Origin of the sequence: Paradesulfitobacterium ferrireducens (assembly GCF_017310645.1) — a bacterium.
Classification (GTDB): Bacteria; Bacillota; Desulfitobacteriia; order Desulfitobacteriales; family Desulfitobacteriaceae; genus Paradesulfitobacterium; species Paradesulfitobacterium ferrireducens.
On sequence record NZ_JAFLRH010000007.1, the window covers coordinates 30,915 to 48,676 of the forward strand.

A 17,762-nucleotide genomic window follows, 5' to 3' on the forward strand; every position below is an offset into this window, starting at 1 on the left:
CAAGGAATCCAAGCAAATAACAGGAGGAACTTATGGATTTATCCGGAAAAACCACCATTAAAGTGCGTTATGCCGAAACCGATCAAATGGGAATTGTCTATCACTCGAACTATTTAATTTGGTTTGAGGTAGGGAGGACTGAGCTTTTTCGGCAACTTGGACTGCCTTATACTCTATTCGAAGAACAAGGTTTGGGCTTAGCCGTCATCGAAGCGACTTGCCTTTATCGTAAACCGGCCCGCTACGATGAGGAATTAACGATTACTACCGTTGTAGAAGAAATATCATCGCGGAAAGTTACCTTCTCATACAAAATACACCGTGATCAGCTTTTATTGGCTGAGGGCAGTACCCGGCACCTCTTTATCAATAAGGAAGGACGCCTAACCGATGCCCGCAGCTATCCCATCTGGACTGAAGTAGAAAAAGTTTTGTCGGCTCAGAAATAGAGCCAAATTTTTAGATTATTTGCTCAAAGGTCTCTTGTTTTTTTCAGGTTATCGTAGTATTATGTATACAAGATACTAAATGCCCGAAAGAAGGGAATTCTATGTTTCTTGTCACTTGGATTGAAGGAGAAGAGGTTAACTATCGCCTTGTTCGGAAACAAGAACTTCCTCGTTTTTTAGCCATTTCAGGGATGAATGTCATTGTACAGAATCTCGGCACGTGATTCTTCGTGCAGATAATCTCCATACACAATTTGTACAGCGGAATGTCCTACCACTTGTTACGGACATTCTTTTTTTTGTTCGGAAATCTTTTTTCCTTGTATTCATTCTTTTAATTTTATTCCAAACCTTCATTTTGAAATTGAATATCCTCTGGTTTTCAGGTAAGGCTAGCAGGAGAACGTTGGGTTTGTCCCGAATAATTATGAATTGATTGTATGAAAAAGGGGGTATTTTTATGCCTTATACTGTAGTGGTTGACAGTTCCGCAGATATTCCGCCCAAATATGCGGATCGGGTCTTGATTGTGCCCATGCCGGTAACGATTGATGATAAGACCTATTTAGAAGGAATAGACCTGTTTCCTGAAAACTTTTACCCCCTTTTCTCCTCATTACAAATTCTGCCTAAAACATCACAACCGAATCTCAAGGATTTACTCGACCGCTATGAACAAGCGTTAAAGGGCGGCAATGAGGTAGTCGCCATTCATCTTTCTTCCGGCCTGAGTTCGACTGTATCCAGTGCCTTTTTAGCGCGCGATATGTGTTCTCAGCCGGACCGCGTGCACGTGATAGACAGTCTGGGGGCAAGTTTCGGATACGGCCTGTTAGCCCTTCAGGTTGCGGCTGAAATTAATTCGTATCATTCCTGGGAAGACGCTGAACGGTTTATTTTAGAAAAAATACAGAGAATGCGCTATGTCTTTACCTTAGATACCCTTGATTATTTAGTAAAAGGAGGACGGGTCAGTAAAACCGCCGGTTTTATTGGAGGGCTGCTGGATATTAAACCGATCCTGCACATCACCCCAGACGGTAAAATCGAGCCGTTTGCCAAGGTTCGTTCCCGCCGGGCCGCCATTCGCAAATTAGTAGAGATTATGGAACAGGAAGTAAAAGATTCCGAGCCGGAAATCATCGCTATTTCGCATTCAAATTGTCCGGAAGATGCTCTGACTTTGGAAGAAGAAATTCGCAGCCGCATACCTGTGAAAGATGTATGGGTAAGCCAAATCGGTTGTATTATTGGCAGCCATACCGGACCGGGTACGGTCGCCCTTTTTTACCCAGTCTCAAAGCGCGTATAAAGGAAACTTATTTCAGATGGGGTTTTAACCCCATCTGAAATAAGTTGAACTTATCCCCAACGGGGATAAAATAGGGAGGACACAATTATTTGGCAGCAATGGTCAAGCAAAGTTTAATCATCATCCTTTGTCTTATCTCTTTAATGCTTGGAGTTTCCCCGGCCTATGCCCTAACTAAGCCGGAAGTGCGCGGAGAGGCCGCTATTCTGATTGATGTGCAATCCGGGCAAACTATCTACGCCAAGAATCCTGACCAAGTATTACCGCCGGCCAGTACCACCAAAATAATGACCGCTCTTCTGGCCATTGAAAAAGGGAAATTGAGCGACCCTGTCGTTGCCTCTCCCACTATGCTCAATAGTAAACTGGTGTATGGCACTCAGATCTACTTAGAGCCCGGAGAAGTCATGAGTTTGGATAACCTGCTTTACGCACTCCTGCTAAACTCAGCCAATGATGCGGCCGTAGCGATCGCCGAATATATCGGGGGAGATGTCGACACTTTTGTTAAGCTAATGAATCAAAAGGCTAAAGAAATAGGAGCTGAACATACTACTTTTAAAAACCCCAGCGGTCTCAATGAAGAAGGTCACCTGACGACAGCCCGGGATCTGGCATTGATTACGCGGACGGCGCTCAAGAATCCGGATTTTGTCAGGTATGTCAAAACCAAATCCAAAGTCATTCCGCGTTCTGCCGAAAATGTACCGGTCGAAATGTTCAATGAGAATAAGCTGCTTTGGCGCGATCCTTCGGTTGACGGCGTGAAAACCGGGTATACCACTCAGGCTGAGAATTGCCTGGTCGCTTCAGCGACCCGTAATGGCCGCCAGATCATCGGAGTGATTCTTAAATCTCCTGGCGGGGAGATTTATAATGATATGCAAAACCTCTTAGATTATGGTTTTAATGAATATGATAACTCCGTGTATAAACCTTCAGGAACTGCAATTTCAAGTATGTTGGTTGGCAAAGATACGGTCGACTTAATTTTGGGCTCTCCTATCATTGTAACCTCCAAAAAAGGAGAGCCGGCTCCGGTTTTACGTTTAAATGTCATTCCTCTTTCGTTTCAGGTTCAAGAAGTTGAGCAAGGACAAATCCTGGCCAATTTAGAAGTCTGGCAAGGGCAACAGCTCTTACAGAAAATTCCCCTTATGGCTGCACGGAAAGTTTCTTTACCCAAATCAGCAGGTATACTGAAATATTCATTAGTGCTGATTTTCATTGGAGTTTTCATCCTGGGGCTATGGACTATTGCCCGCTTAAGCAAGCGCTATCAATATCCGAAGCGTTGAAAGGGGTTTATCCGTGAATCACGTAACCAAGTCTTTTTTAATCAGAACAATTAAGTTTGTTCTCTTTTGGATTGTCATCGGTTTAATGATTTATTTAATCGGGCATTATATCCACCTCTTCCTACCCTTTATTTTAGCTTTCACTATGACCGCGGCCATTAATCCTTTAAAGAATTGGTTTATGCGAAAGTTTAGGATGCCGGTTGGCCTTTCTGTTCTAACGGCCATGGTGGTTGAATTGGGGGGGATGGGGGCAATTATTGCCCTGCTAATCAGCCGCTTTATCCGTGAGATCCAAGATATTTATATTCACTGGCCTTTTTATAGCCGGTACATTTCCGGACTTTTGACAACTTGGTTAAATAAAATCGAAACCATGTACCTTAAACTCCCTCCCGATTATGTAGAAACGGTAAGGAAAGTCGTCAATGAATTCTTAAATTCGTTTCCAAATTTCTTGACAGCCGGTATTTCAGTAGCAGTAGCCATTCCGGAATTAATAATTGTCATAGTCATCGCTTTAGTGGCTACCTATTTTATGGCTAAGGGAAGTACCCGCTATATCTCTGATTTTGTCCGTATTTTTCCGCAGGAGTGGCGCGAGAGCTTAATAGAATTAGGCCGGGATTTTGCACGCGCTTTTTCCGGCTTTATTAAAGCGGAACTGATCGTGTTTCTAATTACTTTAGCTTGCTCGATTATTGGACTCATTCTTTTCCATGCAAAATATGCGATCATCCTTGGCACCATCACCGGGATCTTTGGCATTTTGCCCGTACTGGGTGTGGGAATAATTTTAATTCCCTGGGCTGCGATTGCTCTTATCCTCGGAAATAATATCCTGGCACTGGAGCTGGTTTTTTTAACCGTTCTCATATCCGCTCTGCGCCACATTATTGAACCTAAAATACTTGGAGACAATATCGGGCTTGACCCACTCTTTGTCTTAATCAGCATGTATATCGGGCTGGCAGCCACCGGAATCATCGGCCTTATCCTAGGGCCTTTCATTCTGATTGCTTATAAATCCCTCCAAAAAGCAGGGGTTTTTCACGATTTATAATTAGTCAGGATTGAAAAGTTTGTCCCTCTCCGGCTAATAAGCTATAATAGGGAAATACATTGCAGACATTATGATTAGTTCCGGTAAAATAGGAGTGACAAAATTGCCTAAGAGTAATAATCAAAGTGACAAAAAAGTAGCGACCATTGTTTTCGGCTGCCAGATGTCGGAGCGGGATGCTGAAACTCTGACCACCCTCTCCGCTGACTTGGGGTATAAACCGACTGAAGAATTGAAAGAAGCCGACTTAATTATCATTAATACCTGCTGCGTCCGGGAAAGCGCTGAAAATAAGATTCTGGGCAAGATTGGAGAACTTAAGCGGCTCAAAGAGAATAATCCCAACTTAAAGATTGCAGTCAGCGGGTGTATGGTGCAGCAGCCCGGAGCTTTGGCCAAACTGCAGAAACGTGCACCTCACGTGGATATCTGGACCGGAACCCATAACCTGCACAATTTCCCGGCCATGCTTGAACACTCACATGCCAAGGGGAAAATAGCGGAGGTCGTGGATACCCCCTTGGCCATAACCGAACTTCCGCGCCGGGAAAAGGGAAAACTGCGTGCCTTTGTCAATATCATGTATGGATGCAATAACTTTTGCACCTATTGTATTGTGCCCCATGTACGCGGCCGGGAAAGAAGCCGTCCTGCCGCAGAAATCATCGGGGAAATTAAGGACTTGGTTGCCAATGGCTGCCGGGAAGTTACGCTTTTGGGGCAAAATGTGAATTCCTACGGACAAGATTTCACTCCAACCTATGACTTTGCTGATCTTTTGCAGGAAGTTGACCAAATATCCGGCTTAGCCCGGGTAAGATTTACCACTTCTCATCCCAAGGATCTCTCGGATAAACTGATTGAATCGATTGCCCAGGGGCGGCACCTGTGCGAGCACATTCATCTTCCGGTGCAGTCAGGAAGTAATTCGATTCTAAAAAGCATGAACCGTCAATATACAAGGGAATACTATTTAAGCCGGGTGGCAAAAATCCGAGAAATCATCCCCGATGTCAGTCTGACCACGGATATTATTGTCGGTTTCCCTGGAGAAAGCGAAGACGATTTTGCCCAGAGCCTGGATTTAGTGCGCCAGGTCCAGTACTCACAGGCTTTTACCTTCCTTTACTCCAAGCGCAGCGGAACTCTTGCGGCGGTGATGCCCGATCAGGTTCCTTTGGATGTTAAGAAACGGCGGCTCCAAGAATTAATGAAAATCCAGACGGAAGCCAGCCTTAAGTGGCGGGAGCGGATGGTGGGCCGCATTTATGAAGTTTTGGTGGAAGGTCCCAGTAAAACTAATCCTGAGCGTCTAACCGGCCGTACCCGGGGCAATGAGTTGGTCGTATTTAACGGGGATTCCGAACTGGTAGGGAAACTCATACCGGTGCAAATGACGGAAGCCGGTTCTTGGACCTTAGTAGGGGAAGTTGTCTATAACGGTCATAAAGAGCAGGAATAATTTCATTGATGTAGAATTAAATAAGGTGGAGGTGTTTTCATGTCTTCTGATGTATATGAAAAGGCTCAGCTTCTGGCCGATGCCATCGCTGGCTCTTCTGAACTTAAGGAGCTGAGAGAAACGGAGAAAGCGATGCTGGCGGACCGGGAAGCCCAGGATATCATTGCGGAATTTCAAGATTCCCAGCAAAGTTTGGCTGAACTTCAGCGGGAGGGCAAAGAGATTACCCAAGTCGACCGTAACAAAGTGGCAGAGATTGAGCAAAAGGTTGAAAACAACCATTTAATCGCAGCTTATATGGAGGCTCAAGACCGGTTTACCGGAATGCTCGATTACGTGAATTCCCTTCTGGCTCAGGCCATCGCGGGTGAGTCGGGTTCCGATGGGGCGACGTGCGGGACCGACGGGTGTGCTACCTGCAGCGGCTGCTAATTAAAAAATTGTAACCCGTACAAAAGATTAGAGGAAGGGCACAAGCTCTTCCTTTTTTAGGAGTAAAAGAGAACATGACCACCCCCATGATGTTACAGTATCAAGAAATTAAAGCCCAAGCACCGGAGGCCATTTTATTTTTCCGTCTCGGTGATTTCTATGAAATGTTTGGGGAAGACGCCGAACTTGCCGCCCCTATCTTAGAAATTGCTTTAACAGCCCGGGACGCCGGCGAAGGACAGAAAATTCCGATGTGCGGGGTTCCTTTTCACGCCGTGGAGCACTATTTAACGAAGCTGGTCAATGCCGGATATAAAGTGGCAATTTGTGAGCAAGTCCAAGACCCCCGCCTGGCCAAAGGAATTGTGAAACGGGAGATTGTCCGGATTATCACACCGGGTACCCTGACTGACAGTTCCCAACCCGAGAAAAGCAATGTCTTCCTAACCGCAGTCTTTCGAGATACCGAGTGGGGACTGGCTTTTCTTGACCTTTCTACTGGAGACTTCTCCATTTTCCAGACACCGCATTGGGAAACCGTGGTCTCCGAGATTGAAAGAGTACACCCGGCAGAAATTGTTCTGCCGCCTAACCTCTACCAACGTAATAAATTTTGGACCAAATATTACTGTACGGTGCGCCAAATCACCGGTAAAAACAGCGGTTTGCTGGAGCGCTTTCCGGCTCAAGCCGGCCTCTTACTCGAACTTCCAGCGGGGGCCAAAGCAGCGGAAAACCTCTGGACCTATATCCAAGAAAATATCCCAGGTCTGGATCCAAGCCACATTCTTGAAATTCAGAATTACCGCCAGGATCAGTGGATGATTCTTGACCCCTGGAGCAGGCGCAATTTAGAGCTGACGGAAAGTCTCAGGGGCTTTGGCAAAAAAGGAACCCTGCTTTCCGTGCTGGACTTAACCAAGACGGCCATGGGAGGCAGGCTCCTACGGCGTTGGATCGAACAGCCCCTGCTGGTTCATTCGGAAATTGAACGCAGGCTGAACGCAGTGGAAGAATTTACAAACGATTCTTTGATCCGAACTGATCTATTTAAATTACTAAGCGGAGTATACGATCTAGAAAGGCTAATCGCCCGGGTTTCTTTTGGAAACGCCAACGCGAAGGATTTGCTGGCGCTGGCCCAGACGTTGGCCGTGCTTCCTCAGATTAATGAACTGGCGCAAACCAGCCAAGCCAAGCTTTTTAAAGTTCTGAGCCAATCCCTGCAGGGATTGGACAGACTCGCCCATACTCTAAGAGAAGCTTTAATTGAAGACCCGCCCGTTTCTCTTAAAGAAGGGAACTTAATCAAAGCCGGGTACTCCCAGGAAGTGGATGAACTGCGCACCTTGGCTTCCGGGGCCAAGGAATGGATTGCCCGCCTTGAAAGTGTTGAACGGGAGCGTACCGGTATCCGTTCTTTGAAAGTAGGTTATAACAAGGTCTTCGGTTATTTCCTGGAAGTGACGCATGCCAACCAACACCTGGTCCCGTCTGATTATATCCGCAAACAAACTTTGGCTAACGCGGAACGCTATATCACGCCCGCCCTGAAAGAATACGAACAGAAAGTTCTGGGAGCGCAAGACCGGCTTATCCAGGTGGAATATGAACTTTTTCTTAAGCTTAGGGAGGAAGTGCGTGCCCATACCGCTGAAATCTTAACTGCGGCCCACGCCTTGGCAGAAATCGATGTTTTCCTCAGTCTGGCCGAAGTTGCAGTACGCTACCACTATATCCGCCCTGAGATGGGAGAGGGGTATGAGCTGAAAATACGGGAGGGCCGCCACCCCGTGGTAGAGCAAATGTTAGGGGCAGGTGAATTTGTCCCGAATGATACTCATATCAATTCCCAGAATCACCTGGCACTCATTACCGGCCCCAACATGGCGGGAAAATCAACTTATATGCGTCAAGTCGCCTTAATTGTGCTCATGGCTCATATCGGCTCTTTCGTCCCTGCCCGGCAGGCCTTAATTCCCCTGGTGGACCGAATTTTTACCAGAGTAGGCGCGTCGGATGACCTCGCGTCCGGCCAGAGCACCTTTATGGTCGAAATGCAGGAAGTCGCCCATATTTTACGCCATGCAACCGTCAAGAGCCTGGTCATTTTAGACGAAATCGGGCGCGGAACCGCAACGTTTGACGGGTTAAGCATCGCCTGGGCGGCCGTTGAATATTTAAACGAAAATTTGCCGGCTAAGGTCTTGTTTGCAACCCATTATCACGAATTAACCCAGCTTGAGGAGAAGTTGGAAGGGATTTTTAACCTGCATGTCGCGGTCAAGGAACAAGGGGAAGAAATCGTCTTTTTGCATAAGATTCTGCCCGGTCGCGCCGACCGCAGCTATGGAATCCAAGTCGCCCGTATCGCGGGACTTCCAGAGTCCCTGCTTAGGAAAGCCAAGGCACTTTTGTTGGAATTTGAAGACAGCCAGCCTCATCTGAACCAAGAACCCCGGAAAGTGACTCAGTTCAGTCTCTTTAATGAACCGGTGCTGCATCCGTTACTCCAAGAGATTGCCGCTTTGGAAGTGGATGATATGACACCCCGGCAGGCCTTGGCTTATTTATTTGATGTGCGGGAGCGTTTGCATTCTCTACAGACTTTATAATTCCTGGCGCACGCCCAATATTCAGGCGATACTTATATAACACAAGGGAGTTTTTCTTGGGGGGGGATGAAAGTGGCAGGACGGGTAGGTATTGATGTCGGTGGTACTTTTACCGATGCCGTTTTGATGCAAGGGAACCGGATACTTGATAAAGCCAAAGTACCTACCAAACCTAATCATTTGCTGGAAACGATTATCCAGGCTATTGATGCCTTAAAGATCACAGGGAAGCAGGCGCTTGAGCAGATCACGGTCAGCACCACCTTGGTAACCAATGCCATTTTGCAGGGGAATCTGCCTCCGGTTGAACTTTTGCTGTTACCGGGGAGCGGCGTGAAACTGGAATCTTTTCCTTGGCCAATATCTTATCAAATCCTTTACGGAACCATTGATTACCGGGGCCGGGAAATTAATCCCCCCGACCAGCTTGAATGGCAGCGACTCTTGCAAAAACTTCACCAGCAAAAAAATCTTTCCCATGTGGCGATTGTCGGTAAGTTTTCCCATCGCAACAAGAGCCATGAGGAGCAGCTGGCCCATTATTTAAGGCGCGCATTCCCCACCCTTAAAATTGCCTTAGGGCATCAATGGGGGCAATCCAACTTCTACCGGCGCAGTCTTACGACTTATTTGAATTTAGCCAGTAACGACCTATTTGGCCAGTTTGCTTCAGACCTTGAGCAAGCCGTCGCCGCCAGAGGATGCAGTGCTCCGATTTTTGTTTTGAAAGCAGACGGCGGGGTTCTTCCGTTGTCCAAAATACGTCCTGTAGAATCGATTTACTCCGGACCCACCGCCAGCGTCCTGGGAGCCATGGCCCAGAGCAGCCCTTCCCAGTCTTTTGTCATGATTGATATCGGGGGAACCACCACGGATTTAGGGCTGGTTCTTTCGGGCGAACCCCTGATCAGTTCAAGCGGCGCCAAAATAGGACCCTATTCGACCCTGGTACGCTCGTTGGCCGTGCGTTCCGTTCCGGTTGGGGGAGATTCCGTCATCCTTACCGACGGATCCAATTTTTCTCTCGCCAATTACCGCCTGGGCCCGGCTTATTGTCTGGGCGGACCGGCACCGACACCTACGGACGCCATGTGTTACCTAAAATTAATCCAATACGGTGATTCTAAACGGGCCGAACAGGTTCTGGCTTCTTTGCTGCAGCCGGAGACCCGTACCCCAGAAAAGTTGCGGGCCTTAGCCAGCTCAATTTTAGACGTATTTGTCGAACGCATTGTACGGGAAATCAATGCCTTACAGCAAGAGTGGCAAAATGAACCGGCTTATAAAGTCTGGGGAGTCCTGCATCCCCATGAATCCCTCAATTTCCATTTATGGATGAGCGGGGGCGGGGCTCAGGGAATCGCCTCCGTGCTGGCCCAGCGTTTACATACCTCCGTGCGCATGGGCAAATACCCGGAGGTCTCGAATGCCATCGGCGCAGCGATGGCCAGGCCCACCTTTTCCTGTACCCTTCATCTTGATACTGTGCTCCGGCAATACCGGATTGAAGAAACCGGGGAACAAGGGCAGTGGCAGGGATCAAAACGTCCCCACAAAGCGATTAACGGATTTCTCGAAGAAATTGTGCAGCGGGAAGCGCAGGAGAAGGGGATCGTGCTCATGGATTTGCACAAAGATCCCTTCGACTTTTTTCCCATTGTTCAGGGGTTTCAAACCGTAGGCCAGATTGTTCGCGGCGCTTTTCATGTGCCGCCCGGAGTGATAGGGAGGGTAGAAGAATGAAGCCAACGGGAATTCTCTTTTTTCCGGCATTTGACTGGTCTTTGGGAGAAACCCACCCTGAACGGGAAGAGCGCTTGCTTTATACCCAAGAACAATTATTTGAAGAAGGAATTTTGGATCTCCCGAACATCCAACAATACGCGCCCGGACTGGCTCCCATGGCTGAGGTCCTAAAAACCCAAGGGATTTTCCCTTCCCCGCAGGCCCAAGATTTAGACGCCCACCTGATTGCAGCGGGCAGCGCCCTGGTGTTGGGGGAAGCCTGGGGCAAGGGAGATATACGGAATGGGTTCGCCCTGGTCCGGCCCCCGGGACATCATGCCGGAGCCACAGTCCTGGGCAACCGGGGATTCTGTACCCTTAATAATGAAGGGATCTTGGTCAATTACTTGCGGACACACTTTGGAGTGAAAAAAATTGCGATTGTGGATACCGATGTGCACCATGGCAACGGAACCCAGGATATCTTTTACCACGATCCCAATGTCCTTTTTATTTCACTGCATCAAGACGGCAAGACCTTGTATCCGGGCAGCGGCTTTACGCATGAAAAAGGCGGGCCCAACGCCTGGGGGCAGACGATTAATATTCCGCTCCCCCCGGGAACCGGAGATGAAGCGTTTCAATATGTTTTGGAAACCTGGGTTTTGCCAAAAATTCAAGAATTTAACCCGGAGTTGGTGATAAACTCGGCCGGGCAAGACAACCATTTTACCGACCCGCTGGCCTCGATGAACGTCTCCGCCCAAGGGTACGGCAAGATTACCGAGCTGCTCAAACCGGACTTAGCGGTGCTGGAGGGAGGGTATTCCATTGAAGGGGCTCTTCCTTATGTTAACCTCGCCATCTTATTGGCCTTGGCCGGACAAGATTATACCAACGTGCGCGAGCCGGATCAACCCCGCCGCCCTCACATTCCCTTAAAAACCCTTAAATCCTATGTTTCAGAACTCGCTTATGAGTATAAGCAGGCAGAGCCTCAATGGAATGTACGCAATGAACTGTACCTGCCGCCGGGAGAATGGATCTACCTGCCCCATTCGATCTATTATGATACGGAAGGATTTCAGGAGATACGCCATGACCGGGTTCGGCGCTGCCGCCACTGCGGCGGCACGGTATTTATTGAATCCAGGCGCCCCCCGGAACCGGCAAAATTCGCTCTGGTGCGGATTCCCTTTCAAGCTTGTCCGGAATGCGCCCAAGCCGGTTACGACCTCTGGGATACCCTTGGCGGGCGTTACCAGGCAGTCCTGCTTCAGGACCAGGACAGAAACCGGATTGAGTTTTGGCAAGCCGATCAAGGAGTGACAGCGTTTTGACACCCACGATTCAAGTACTGGATGAGCACGCGGCTAATCAAATTGCTGCGGGAGAAGTAGTGGAACGGCCTTTGTCCGTGGTCAAAGAACTGGTTGAAAATGCGCTCGATGCCGGAGCCAGCCGGATTGACATTGTCGTTGAGGGAAACGGTGTTCCGTTAATCTCTGTGAGCGACAACGGGCACGGAATCCCTGCGGCCCAGTTGCCGCTGGCTCTCTTGCGTCATGCGACCAGCAAAATAACCCGGATAGAGGACTTGAGCACTTTGAATACCTTAGGCTTCCGGGGAGAAGCCTTGCCGAGCATCGCTTCGGTTTCGGTTTTCGAACTCTCAACCCGCTACCGGGATGAACTTTCCGGAGCCATGCTTAAAGTTCAAGGAGAGCAAAAACCCTCCATCCGCGAGATCGGCCGCCCCCAGGGAACCACGGTAAGCGTGAGGGACTTATTTTTTAATACCCCAGCCCGGCGCAAGTTCCTGAAATCTCTCAATACGGAGTTCGGATTAATCAGTGATATGGTCTCGCGCCTAGCCTTAGCCCGGCCCGATGTCGCCTTTACTTTAACTCACCCGGAACACGTCGTCCTTAAAACCCCCGGACGCAGCAAACTGTTAGAAGCGGTGGCAGCGGTCCTGGGCAATGACATTGCCCGCCGCCTGCTTCCGGTGTCTGTGGCCAGGGGAAATTGGCAGCTCACAGGTTATATCAGCCCCCCTGATCTCGTCCGCGCCGGCCGCCAAGGGGAAACCTTCATCATCAACGGGCGTGTGATCCGCTCGAATCTGCTCAGCCATTCATTAAGCGACTCTTATCATACCCTGATCCCCGCCAAACTGCATCCGATCGCCGTACTTCAGTTATCCATGCCTCCGGCTGAATATGACGTCAATGTTCATCCGGCCAAGATGGAAATTCGTTTTACCCGGGAACAGGAACTGGCCGAGTTCATCACCGGGGGAATCAGGGAAGTACTCCTCGCCCGGCATGCTCCCACTTCTCTGGGTTTTAAGACAGCATTCCCGCTGCCGTTAAATAAACCACCGGTAGACAAATCACCGCTAGCTAAACGAGTGCCCGTAAATCCAGAGCCAATAGGTAAACTGGGTAAACCAGCTTCTACAAACCCGCTGCAATTAGCTATTACTGCTATTTCAGACCCGATGAGAACCGGAGAAAAACTTATTATAACCCCGGATTCCGGCAATGCCTCTAACCTTTACTCACGAGCAGAACCAGACTTACATTCAGAACCGGACGTACCCGATGGGTTCCGTATAAGTGAACGTTTAATAAGCGAACCCGTACAAGCTACAGAACCCCCGGCACCGCGCCTGGACGTGTGGCCTCTGGCACAGGTATTTAACACCTATATCCTGGCCACCGACGGCTCCAGTCTTTTTATAATTGACCAGCACGCTGCCCATGAAAGAATTAATTATGAACGCATCCTGAACCAGCTAAAAAAAGTAAAGCCTGGCTCACAGGAACTCTTAATTCCGCTTCCACTTGAGTTTACGCTTCAAGAAGAGATGGTATTGCTTGAGCATTTGTGGACCTTAAGGGAGTTTGGTTTTATTATGGAGCATTTTGGCCCCCAGACTTATTTAATGCGCGGGATTCCGGATAACATCCAATCAGGGGAGGGAGAAAGCCTGATCCGTGAATTCCTAAACATCATCATAACTACATCTAAAACACCCCATATTGAAACTCTCAGAGAGGAATGGGCCTATCTCATGGCCTGCCGCCATTCAGTTAAGGCAAGAGAAAACCTCACCCTGATGGAAATGGAACAGTTGCTGGCCCAGCTTAACCTGACAGAAAACCCTTTTACCTGTCCGCACGGCAGACCTACGGTTGTGCAAATCAGCCAATCCGAGCTGGAAAAGCGGTTTTACCGGACAAATTGAAGTCTAACCCCCAAATATCAGGCAATACTAGAGAATAATGGAAAACTAGGTGGAATCGATGCTGGAACCGGTTAGGATTACCGTATCATCACAAGACCCAAGACACTTGGCCAAAAAAGAATGGTTTTTAAGCCAGCCCGGGTGCCAATGGAGCCCAGCGGCAGCAGATCCTTCCTTAACTCAACCCTGTTTAAGCATCACGTCTAAGGGAGTTTATCTAAGTTATCAGGATGAACGCTTAAGCTTTCACCCCAGTATGGCTTTGCTAAGGCTCATGAATCTTTACCGGGGCCTTCCTGACCGGTACTTGGAAGCAACAGCGCTTCAAAAAGGGGATGTCCTCTTGGACGCTACGCTTGGGTTAGGGACAGATGCTCTTGTGGGTGCCTGGGCTGTGGGTAAAGTAGGAAAAGTCGTGGCCATTGAAAGGTCTCCTTATCTTGCGGCCATCGTTAAAGACGGCTTGCTCCATGAAATCCAGGTTCCACGGGTGAAGAACCCGGAGAAGAGACGGGCCTGGGCTGAGCTGAAACAGGCTGCCGTGAACATTGAAGTACACTTCGATGACCATTTTAGGTTTATGCAGAATTTACCTTCCTCCGGCGTTGATGTGGTTTATTTTGATCCCATGTTTCGCCGTACTCAGGACAAATCCTCATCCATAAAACCGCTTCACCTCTGGGGCAATCCGGAAAAATTAAGTCCGGATGCTGTCAGGGAAGCTTGCCGCGTCGCCCGCAAGCGGGTCGTGCTTAAAGAACGTAAAGAGAGCACGGAGTTCGTCCGTTTAGGGTTTGAAATCATGCCGGGCGGCCGCTACAGTACAGTCGATTATGGAATAATTAAACCATAACCGGAGGTCTGCGCATGATTCCTTTCATTGTGATTGTCGGTCCGACTGCTGTCGGCAAATCCGACTTAGCCCTCAGACTCGCGAAAGAAATAAACGGGGAGATCATATCCGGAGATTCCGTACAGGTCTATCAGAAACTGGATATTGGCTCAGCCAAACCGTCCCTTAGGGAAAGACAGGAAATCAAACATCACTTAATTGATGTGCTTGACCCTGCTGAACCATTCACAGCCGCCCAGTTTCAAAAGATAGCATCCAAGCTGGTTTCCGAAATAAAGAAACAGGATAAAGTCCCGATTTTAGTCGGGGGGACCGGGCTCTATGTCAGATCCCTGCTTGATCCCTATCAGTTTCAGGTAGACGGGTCGGGAGAACTTAGAGAAAAATGGGCCCATTTCTTAAAAGAATATGGGAAAGAAAGACTTTATCAAGCGTTAGTTCAGGCAGATCCTGAAAGCGCCCGGCGCCTTCATCCCAATGACACGGTCCGGGTCATGAGGGCCTTGGAAGTATTTGACCTGACAGGGGAGAAGATGTCCAGCCGCAGGCAGAATCTAGATAAATCTTATGCACCTTTAGATCCTTCCATAGTCTATATTGGTTTATCGGCCCCGCGTGAAACTTTATACGAACGGATTAATCAACGATGTGACCACATGCTCCAAAACGGCCTAATCCAAGAAATTTTGAACATCATGCAGGCTGGCTATTCTCTTGGTTTAAAACCGCTTCAAAGCATCGGTTACCGCCACGGCGGATGGTTTGTTAACGGGTTGGTGAGCAAGGAGGAAATGGTCCGCCTTTTAAAAAGGGATACCAGGCGCTTTGCTAAACGCCAGCTCACCTGGTTTCAAAGAGATCCTCGCATTACCTGGTATGACATAAGTCAAATCAGCCCGGAAGAACTTACTGCCAGGATTCTTAAGACTTGCAGAGCAATCAAAACTCGTGTAGAATAGAAAAAGTAGAAACAGATGGTGATGGAGGGAAATATATGAATAAATCGGCCATCAACTTACAGGATACCTTTCTGAATCAAGTTCGCAAGGAAAATTTACCGGTAACGATTTACCTTGTTAACGGATTTCAGTTGAAGGGAATCGTTAAAGGGTTTGATAATTTTACGGTTGTTCTTGAATTTGAGGGCAAACAGCAAATGGTTTATAAGCATGCCATCTCCACGGTTATGCCGATACGCCCGATTAACCTTGCAGCCGCAGCGGCCAGTGCCCAAGAAGAGCTGAATAAGCAGTAATCTTCATACTTAAAGTAAAACAAATGAGCGGTGTCGTTCAAGCGGCAAGGGATTCTGATTAGTTGATACTCCCGAGTTAAAATCTCGGCTAGAAAGCCGGGATTTTTTATTTTTGCATTCAATTCGTACTTGTGCTATTATAAAGTTTAGTGTTTTTCTGGAAAACTAAAGGCAAAGACGCTTAGTCAACAGTTAAAAGTAGAATGGGGAATGAACGCGGACATGCAGGTTATTAATCTAAGAAATATTGCAATTATTGCCCATGTTGACCACGGGAAGACGACGCTGGTTGATTCCATGCTCAAACAAAGCGGGACATTCAGAGAAAACCAGCAGGTGATGGAACGGGTGCTCGATTCTAATGATTTAGAACGGGAACGCGGAATTACCATTCTGGCCAAAAATACCGCCGTGCGCTGGCAGGGCACCAAGATTAATATTGTAGACACACCGGGGCATGCGGATTTTGGGGGAGAAGTAGAACGCGTCTTAAAAATGGTGGACGGGGTTTTATTAATCGTGGACGCCTTTGAAGGTCCTATGCCCCAGACCCGTTTCGTTTTGCGCAAAGCTTTGGAACTCAAACTTGTTCCCATCGTCGTGATCAATAAAATCGACCGACCGGATGCGCGTCCGGAAGAAGTGCTGGACGAAGTCCTGGACTTATTTATCGAATTGGGAGCGGATGATGAGCAAATAAACTTCCCGGTGGTTTACGCTTCAGCCCGCCAGGGAAAAGCCAGTCTTCATCCGGATAACCTGGAAGAGAGCCTGGAACCGCTGTTCAGGGTAATCCTGGAGCATATACCGGCTCCTCAAGCGGACCCTGATGCACCGCTGCAAATGTTGATTACAACCTTGGATTATGATGACTACGTCGGGAAAATCGTTATTGGCCGGCTCGTGCGGGGAAGAATCAGCCAAGGGGAAAATATCGCCTTAATTAAGCGGGACGAGAGTTTTGAAAAAGCCCGTGTCGGTAAAGTCTTTCTCTTTGAAGGCTTAAACCGGAAAGAAACCCCAGAGGCCGAAGCAGGAGAGATCGTCGCCCTCACCGGGCTTTCCGGTGCCAATATCGGCGAAACCGTGGCTTCCGCCCTTAATCCGGAGGCCTTACCGCATATCGAAGTGGATGAACCGACACTGACCATGAACTTTATGGTTAATAACAGCCCCTTCGCCGGCCAGGAGGGGGAATTTGTCACTTCCCGCAAAATCCGGGAACGTCTCTTCAAAGAAATCGAAACCAACGTCAGCCTGCGGGTGGAAGAGACTGACTCGGCTGATATTTTCCGAGTTTCCGGGCGCGGGGAGTTGCACCTTTCCATTCTGATCGAAAACATGCGCAGGGAAGGGTATGAGTTGCAAGTTTCTAAACCGGAGGTTATTTTTAAGAGTATCGAAGGCGAAAAATGTGAACCTATTGAACTACTACTGTGTGACATCCCGGAAAGCGCCATGGGCAAAGTGATGGAACTCTTAGGGCAAAGAAAAGCCGAATTACTGAATATGACTAATCTATCTCCGACCCAAATCCGCCTGGAGTTTAAGATTCCTGCACGCGGACTGATTGGCTTTCGCGGGGAATTTCTTACGGAAACCCGGGGGGAAGGAATCATGAGCCACGTTTTTAACGGGTACGAACCATATAAAGGAGAAATCTCTGGGCGGCAGCGCGGCGTGTTGATTGCTTTCGAAGACGGAGAAGCAACCACTTATGGCCTTAATGCCGCTCAAGAGCGCGGAACAATATTTATCGAACCGGGGACTAAGGTTTATGAGGGTATGATTGTCGGGGAAAACAACCGGGAACAAGATATTGAAGTGAACGTGGCCAAGAAAAAGCATGTCACCAACATGCGCTCAAGCAATTCCGAAGAGGCTTTAAAGCTTGACAAACCGAGAGTTTTTTCCCTAGAACAAGCCTTAGAATATATTCAAGAGGATGAATTAGTAGAGATTACACCGAGCAGTATTCGCCTGCGCAAAAAATATTTAGACCGCCAGGCGCGTGTCCGTTATGCCAAAAGTAAAGCCAATTAAAG

The 17,762-nt window shown here is 48.3% G+C and carries 15 protein-coding genes; all 15 read left to right on the top strand.

Going from position 1 to position 17,762, the window contains the following annotated elements:
• Positions 1-32 precede the first annotated feature (32 nt).
• The 15 genes from J0X21_RS02795 to typA all read left to right on the top strand — a co-directional run bounded on the left by J0X21_RS02795 (position 33) and on the right by typA (position 17,760).
• On the top strand, positions 33-449 hold the full coding sequence (locus J0X21_RS02795) for an acyl-CoA thioesterase (protein ID WP_206810356.1): 417 nt from the start codon (positions 33-35) through the stop codon (positions 447-449).
• Positions 450-550: 101 nt separating this feature from the next.
• Entirely contained in the window at positions 551-673 is a 123-nt protein-coding gene (locus J0X21_RS15875; RefSeq protein ID WP_268939335.1) for a hypothetical protein, read from the top strand.
• 236 nt (positions 674-909) lie between these two features.
• Complete coding sequence (locus tag J0X21_RS02800; RefSeq protein ID WP_206810358.1) at positions 910-1,761, top strand: DegV family protein; 852 nt, start codon at positions 910-912, stop codon at positions 1,759-1,761.
• A gap of 98 nt (positions 1,762-1,859) precedes the next feature.
• Positions 1,860-3,059: a D-alanyl-D-alanine carboxypeptidase family protein gene (locus tag J0X21_RS02805; protein ID WP_206810647.1), complete on the top strand. Its 1,200-nt coding sequence runs from the start codon at positions 1,860-1,862 to the stop codon at positions 3,057-3,059.
• Positions 3,060-3,072: 13 nt separating this feature from the next.
• Positions 3,073-4,122 (top strand): sporulation integral membrane protein YtvI, encoded by a 1,050-nt coding sequence (gene ytvI / locus J0X21_RS02810; protein ID WP_206810360.1) that lies wholly within the window; start codon positions 3,073-3,075, stop codon positions 4,120-4,122.
• Between the two features lie 88 nt (positions 4,123-4,210).
• On the top strand, positions 4,211-5,584 hold the full coding sequence (miaB, locus tag J0X21_RS02815; protein ID WP_407947622.1) for a tRNA (N6-isopentenyl adenosine(37)-C2)-methylthiotransferase MiaB: 1,374 nt from the start codon (positions 4,211-4,213) through the stop codon (positions 5,582-5,584).
• 39 nt (positions 5,585-5,623) lie between these two features.
• Positions 5,624-6,016, top strand: coding sequence for a YlbF family regulator (locus J0X21_RS02820; RefSeq protein ID WP_206810372.1), 393 nt, complete (start codon positions 5,624-5,626; stop codon positions 6,014-6,016).
• 74 nt (positions 6,017-6,090) lie between these two features.
• Positions 6,091-8,631: a DNA mismatch repair protein MutS gene (gene mutS / locus J0X21_RS02825; RefSeq protein ID WP_206810382.1), complete on the top strand. Its 2,541-nt coding sequence runs from the start codon at positions 6,091-6,093 to the stop codon at positions 8,629-8,631.
• A gap of 66 nt (positions 8,632-8,697) precedes the next feature.
• A complete protein-coding gene (locus J0X21_RS02830) occupies positions 8,698-10,374 on the top strand; it encodes a hydantoinase/oxoprolinase family protein (RefSeq protein WP_206810384.1) in 1,677 nt (558 codons plus the stop codon).
• Entirely contained in the window at positions 10,371-11,696 is a 1,326-nt protein-coding gene (locus J0X21_RS02835; protein ID WP_206810393.1) for a histone deacetylase family protein, read from the top strand. Before J0X21_RS02830 ends, J0X21_RS02835 begins: the two co-directional genes overlap by 4 nt.
• A complete protein-coding gene (gene mutL / locus J0X21_RS02840) occupies positions 11,693-13,609 on the top strand; it encodes a DNA mismatch repair endonuclease MutL (protein WP_206810403.1) in 1,917 nt (638 codons plus the stop codon). The genes J0X21_RS02835 and mutL overlap by 4 nt, the downstream gene beginning before the upstream one ends.
• Before the next feature lie 58 nt (positions 13,610-13,667).
• Complete coding sequence (locus J0X21_RS02845) at positions 13,668-14,462, top strand: class I SAM-dependent methyltransferase (protein ID WP_206810406.1); 795 nt, start codon at positions 13,668-13,670, stop codon at positions 14,460-14,462.
• A gap of 14 nt (positions 14,463-14,476) precedes the next feature.
• Positions 14,477-15,421 (top strand): tRNA (adenosine(37)-N6)-dimethylallyltransferase MiaA, encoded by a 945-nt coding sequence (miaA, locus tag J0X21_RS02850; protein WP_206810409.1) that lies wholly within the window; start codon positions 14,477-14,479, stop codon positions 15,419-15,421.
• Between the two features lie 35 nt (positions 15,422-15,456).
• Positions 15,457-15,717, top strand: coding sequence for an RNA chaperone Hfq (hfq, locus tag J0X21_RS02855; RefSeq protein ID WP_206810417.1), 261 nt, complete (start codon positions 15,457-15,459; stop codon positions 15,715-15,717).
• 222 nt (positions 15,718-15,939) lie between these two features.
• Positions 15,940-17,760: a translational GTPase TypA gene (typA, locus tag J0X21_RS02860; protein WP_206810654.1), complete on the top strand. Its 1,821-nt coding sequence runs from the start codon at positions 15,940-15,942 to the stop codon at positions 17,758-17,760.
• Positions 17,761-17,762: the final 2 nt, after the last annotated feature.

Coding starts and splice junctions, on each gene's coding strand:
- J0X21_RS02795 (WP_206810356.1), top strand. CDS start 33: ATGGATTTATCCGGAAAAACCACCATTAAAGTGCGTTATGCCGAAACC.
- J0X21_RS15875 (WP_268939335.1), top strand. CDS start 551: ATGTTTCTTGTCACTTGGATTGAAGGAGAAGAGGTTAACTATCGCCTT.
- J0X21_RS02800 (WP_206810358.1), top strand. CDS start 910: ATGCCTTATACTGTAGTGGTTGACAGTTCCGCAGATATTCCGCCCAAA.
- J0X21_RS02805 (WP_206810647.1), top strand. CDS start 1,860: ATGGTCAAGCAAAGTTTAATCATCATCCTTTGTCTTATCTCTTTAATG.
- J0X21_RS02820 (WP_206810372.1), top strand. CDS start 5,624: ATGTCTTCTGATGTATATGAAAAGGCTCAGCTTCTGGCCGATGCCATC.
- mutS (WP_206810382.1), top strand. CDS start 6,091: ATGACCACCCCCATGATGTTACAGTATCAAGAAATTAAAGCCCAAGCA.
- J0X21_RS02830 (WP_206810384.1), top strand. CDS start 8,698: ATGAAAGTGGCAGGACGGGTAGGTATTGATGTCGGTGGTACTTTTACC.
- J0X21_RS02835 (WP_206810393.1), top strand. CDS start 10,371: ATGAAGCCAACGGGAATTCTCTTTTTTCCGGCATTTGACTGGTCTTTG.
- J0X21_RS02845 (WP_206810406.1), top strand. CDS start 13,668: ATGCTGGAACCGGTTAGGATTACCGTATCATCACAAGACCCAAGACAC.
- miaA (WP_206810409.1), top strand. CDS start 14,477: ATGATTCCTTTCATTGTGATTGTCGGTCCGACTGCTGTCGGCAAATCC.
- hfq (WP_206810417.1), top strand. CDS start 15,457: ATGAATAAATCGGCCATCAACTTACAGGATACCTTTCTGAATCAAGTT.
- typA (WP_206810654.1), top strand. CDS start 15,940: ATGCAGGTTATTAATCTAAGAAATATTGCAATTATTGCCCATGTTGAC.